Genomic DNA, 4,946 nt, shown 5'->3' with positions numbered 1-4,946 from the left:
GTTGTAGTACTGAACAATGAAAAAACAATAAATCTGTCAGTGACAGAAATGAGTGAGAACTCAAACTTTTAATGAGAGTTTGATCCTGGCTCAGGACGAACGCTGGCGGCGTGCCTAATACATGCAAGTAGAACGCTGAAGGAGGAGCTTGCTTCTCTGGATGAGTTGCGAACGGGTGAGTAACGCGTAGGTAACCTGCCTGGTAGCGGGGGATAACTATTGGAAACGATAGCTAATACCGCATAAGAGTAGATATCGCATGACATTTACTTAAAAGGTGCAATTGCATCACTACCAGATGGACCTGCGTTGTATTAGCTAGTTGGTGGGGTAACGGCTTACCAAGGCGACGATACATAGCCGACCTGAGAGGGTGATCGGCCACACTGGGACTGAGACACGGCCCAGACTCCTACGGGAGGCAGCAGTAGGGAATCTTCGGCAATGGACGGAAGTCTGACCGAGCAACGCCGCGTGAGTGAAGAAGGTTTTCGGATCGTAAAGCTCTGTTGTAAGAGAAGAACGAGTGTGAGAGTGGAAAGTTCACACTGTGACGGTATCTTACCAGAAAGGGACGGCTAACTACGTGCCAGCAGCCGCGGTAATACGTAGGTCCCGAGCGTTGTCCGGATTTATTGGGCGTAAAGCGAGCGCAGGCGGTTAGATAAGTCTGAAGTTAAAGGCTGTGGCTTAACCATAGTACGCTTTGGAAACTGTTTAACTTGAGTGCAAGAGGGGAGAGTGGAATTCCATGTGTAGCGGTGAAATGCGTAGATATATGGAGGAACACCGGTGGCGAAAGCGGCTCTCTGGCTTGTAACTGACGCTGAGGCTCGAAAGCGTGGGGAGCAAACAGGATTAGATACCCTGGTAGTCCACGCCGTAAACGATGAGTGCTAGGTGTTAGACCCTTTCCGGGGTTTAGTGCCGTAGCTAACGCATTAAGCACTCCGCCTGGGGAGTACGACCGCAAGGTTGAAACTCAAAGGAATTGACGGGGGCCCGCACAAGCGGTGGAGCATGTGGTTTAATTCGAAGCAACGCGAAGAACCTTACCAGGTCTTGACATCCCTCTGACCACTCTAGAGATAGAGTTTTCCTTCGGGACAGAGGTGACAGGTGGTGCATGGTTGTCGTCAGCTCGTGTCGTGAGATGTTGGGTTAAGTCCCGCAACGAGCGCAACCCCTATTGTTAGTTGCCATCATTCAGTTGGGCACTCTAGCGAGACTGCCGGTAATAAACCGGAGGAAGGTGGGGATGACGTCAAATCATCATGCCCCTTATGACCTGGGCTACACACGTGCTACAATGGCTGGTACAACGAGTCGCAAGCCGGTGACGGCAAGCTAATCTCTTAAAGCCAGTCTCAGTTCGGATTGTAGGCTGCAACTCGCCTACATGAAGTCGGAATCGCTAGTAATCGCGGATCAGCACGCCGCGGTGAATACGTTCCCGGGCCTTGTACACACCGCCCGTCACACCACGAGAGTTTGTAACACCCGAAGTCGGTGAGGTAACCGTAAGGAGCCAGCCGCCTAAGGTGGGATAGATGATTGGGGTGAAGTCGTAACAAGGTAGCCGTATCGGAAGGTGCGGCTGGATCACCTCCTTTCTAAGGAAAAGGAACTGCGCATTGGTCTTGTTTAGTCTTGAGAGGTCTTGTGGGGCCTTAGCTCAGCTGGGAGAGCGCCTGCTTTGCACGCAGGAGGTCAGCGGTTCGATCCCGCTAGGCTCCATTGGTGAGAGATCACCAAGTAATGCACATTGAAAATTGAATATCTATATCAAATAGTAACAAGAAAATAAACCGAAAACGCTGTAGTATTAATAAGAGTTTATGACTGAAAGGTCAGAAAAATAAGGTTAAGTTAATAAGGGCGCACGGTGGATGCCTTGGCACTAGGAGCCGAAGAAGGACGTGACAAACGACGATATGCCTTGGGTAGCTGTAAGTAAGCGATGATCCAGGGATTTCCGAATGGGGGAACCCAACAGGTACTACCTGTTACCCGCATCTGTTAAGGATGTGAGGAGGAAGACGCAGTGAACTGAAACATCTAAGTAGCTGCAGGAAGAGAAAGCAAAAGCGATTGCCTGAGTAGCGGCGAGCGAAACGGCAGAAGGGCAAACCGAAGAGTTTACTCTTCGGGGTTGTAGGACTGCAATGTGGACTCAAAGATTATAGAAGAATGATTTGGGAAGATCAGCCAAAGAGAGTAATAGCCTCGTATTTAAAATAGTCTTTGTACCTAGCAGTATCCTGAGTACGGCGGGACACGCGAAATCCCGTCGGAATCTGGGAGGACCATCTCCCAACCCTAAATACTCCCTAGTGACCGATAGTGAACCAGTACCGTGAGGGAAAGGTGAAAAGCACCCCGGGAGGGGAGTGAAATAGAACCTGAAACCGTGTGCCTACAACAAGTTCGAGCCCGTTAATGGGTGAGAGCGTGCCTTTTGTAGAATGAACCGGCGAGTTACGTTATGATGCGAGGTTAAGTTGAAGAGACGGAGCCGTAGGGAAACCGAGTCTGAATAGGGCGCCTTAGTATCATGACGTAGACCCGAAACCATGTGACCTACCCATGAGCAGGTTGAAGGTGCGGTAAGACGCACTGGAGGACCGAACCAGGGCACGTTGAAAAGTGCTTGGATGACTTGTGGGTAGCGGAGAAATTCCAAACGAACTTGGAGATAGCTGGTTCTCTCCGAAATAGCTTTAGGGCTAGCGTCGACATAAAGATTCTTGGAGGTAGAGCACTGTTTGGGTGAGGGGTCCATCCCGGATTACCAATCTCAGATAAACTCCGAATGCCAATGAATTATGGTCGGCAGTCAGACTGCGAGTGCTAAGATCCGTAGTCGAAAGGGAAACAGCCCAGACCACCAGCTAAGGTCCCAAAATAATTGTTAAGTGGAAAAGGATGTGGGGTTGCACAGACAACTAGGATGTTAGCTTAGAAGCAGCTATTCATTCAAAGAGTGCGTAATAGCTCACTAGTCGAGTGACCCTGCGCCGAAAATGTACCGGGGCTAAAACAATTTACCGAAGCTGTGGATACCTTTATAGGTATGGTAGGAGAGCGTTCTATGTGTGAAGAAGGTGTACCGTGAGGAGTGCTGGAACGCATAGAAGTGAGAATGCCGGTATGAGTAGCGAAAGACAGGTGAGAATCCTGTCCACCGTAAGACTAAGGTTTCCAGGGGAAGGCTCGTCCGCCCTGGGTTAGTCGGGACCTAAGGAGAGACCGAAAGGTGTATCCGATGGACAACAGGTTGATATTCCTGTACTAGAGTATGTAGTGATGGAGGGACGCAGTAGGCTAACTAAAGCAGACGATTGGAAGAGTCTGTCTAAGCAGTAAGGTGTGAATTGAGTTAAATGCTTAGTTCTATAACATTGAGCTGTGATGGGGAGCGAAGTTTAGTAGCGAAGTTAGTGACGTCACACTGCCAAGAAAAGCTTCTAGCGTTTAAACATACTCTACCCGTACCGCAAACCGACACAGGTAGTCGAGGCGAGTAGCCTCAGGTGAGCGAGAGAACTCTCGTTAAGGAACTCGGCAAAATGACCCCGTAACTTCGGGAGAAGGGGTGCTGACTTTAAGTCAGCCGCAGTGAATAGGCCCAAGCAACTGTTTATCAAAAACACAGCTCTCTGCTAAATCGTAAGATGATGTATAGGGGGTGACGCCTGCCCGGTGCTGGAAGGTTAAGAGGAGTGCTTAGCGTAAGCGAAGGTATGAATTGAAGCCCCAGTAAACGGCGGCCGTAACTATAACGGTCCTAAGGTAGCGAAATTCCTTGTCGGGTAAGTTCCGACCCGCACGAAAGGCGTAATGATTTGGGCACTGTCTCAACGAGAGACTCGGTGAAATTTTAGTACCTGTGAAGATGCAGGTTACCCGCGACAGGACGGAAAGACCCCATGGAGCTTTACTGCAGTTTGATATTGAGTGTCTGTACCACATGTACAGGATAGGTAGGAGTCTATGAGATCGGGACGCCAGTTTCGAAGGAGACGTTGTTGGGATACTACCCTTGTGTTATGGCCACTCTAACCCAGATAGGTGATCCCTATCGGAGACAGTGTCTGACGGGCAGTTTGACTGGGGCGGTCGCCTCCTAAAAGGTAACGGAGGCGCCCAAAGGTTCCCTCAGAATGGTTGGAAATCATTCGCAGAGTGTAAAGGTATAAGGGAGCTTGACTGCGAGAGCTACAACTCGAGCAGGGACGAAAGTCGGGCTTAGTGATCCGGTGGTTCCGTATGGAAGGGCCATCGCTCAACGGATAAAAGCTACCCTGGGGATAACAGGCTTATCTCCCCCAAGAGTTCACATCGACGGGGAGGTTTGGCACCTCGATGTCGGCTCGTCGCATCCTGGGGCTGTAGTCGGTCCCAAGGGTTGGGCTGTTCGCCCATTAAAGCGGCACGCGAGCTGGGTTCAGAACGTCGTGAGACAGTTCGGTCCCTATCCGTCGCGGGCGTAGGAAATTTGAGAGGATCTGCTCCTAGTACGAGAGGACCAGAGTGGACTTACCGCTGGTGTACCAGTTGTCTTGCCAAAGGCATCGCTGGGTAGCTATGTAGGGAAGGGATAAACGCTGAAAGCATCTAAGTGTGAAACCCACCTCAAGATGAGATTTCCCATGATTATATATCAGTAAGAGCCCTGAGAGATGATCAGGTAGATAGGTTAGAAGTGGAAGTGTGGCGACACATGTAGCGGACTAATACTAATAGCTCGAGGACTTATCCAAAGTAACTGAGAATATGAAAGCGAGAGGTTTTCTTGATTTGAATAGATATTCAATTTTGAGTAGGTATTACTCAGAGTTAAGTGACGATAGCCTAGGAGATACACCTGTACCCATGCCGAACACAGAAGTTAAGCCCTAGAACGCCGGAAGTAGTTGGGGGTTGCCCCCTGTGAGATATGGAAG

1 tRNA gene and 3 rRNA genes are annotated in these 4,946 nt (G+C 49.9%); all 4 read left to right on the top strand.

The features are described from left to right. Nucleotides 1–67 precede the first annotated feature (67 nt). Nucleotides 68–1,613: ribosomal RNA gene (locus SMIDD26_RS10675) — 16S ribosomal RNA — on the top strand. 51 nt (nt 1,614–1,664) lie between these two features. Continuing rightward, a tRNA-Ala gene (locus SMIDD26_RS10670) sits at nt 1,665–1,737 on the top strand. A gap of 125 nt (nt 1,738–1,862) precedes the next feature. Then, nucleotides 1,863–4,763 (top strand): 23S ribosomal RNA (locus SMIDD26_RS10665). A gap of 76 nt (nt 4,764–4,839) precedes the next feature. After that, nucleotides 4,840–4,946: ribosomal RNA gene (rrf, locus tag SMIDD26_RS10660) — 5S ribosomal RNA — on the top strand; the annotation flags it as partial.

The sequence above is a fragment of the Streptococcus mitis genome, assembly GCF_001579035.1.
Taxonomy (GTDB): Bacteria; Bacillota; Bacilli; order Lactobacillales; family Streptococcaceae; genus Streptococcus; species Streptococcus mitis_J.
Note: the sequence above shows the minus strand (reverse complement) of the source record. Positions and strands in the feature narration are given on the sequence as shown.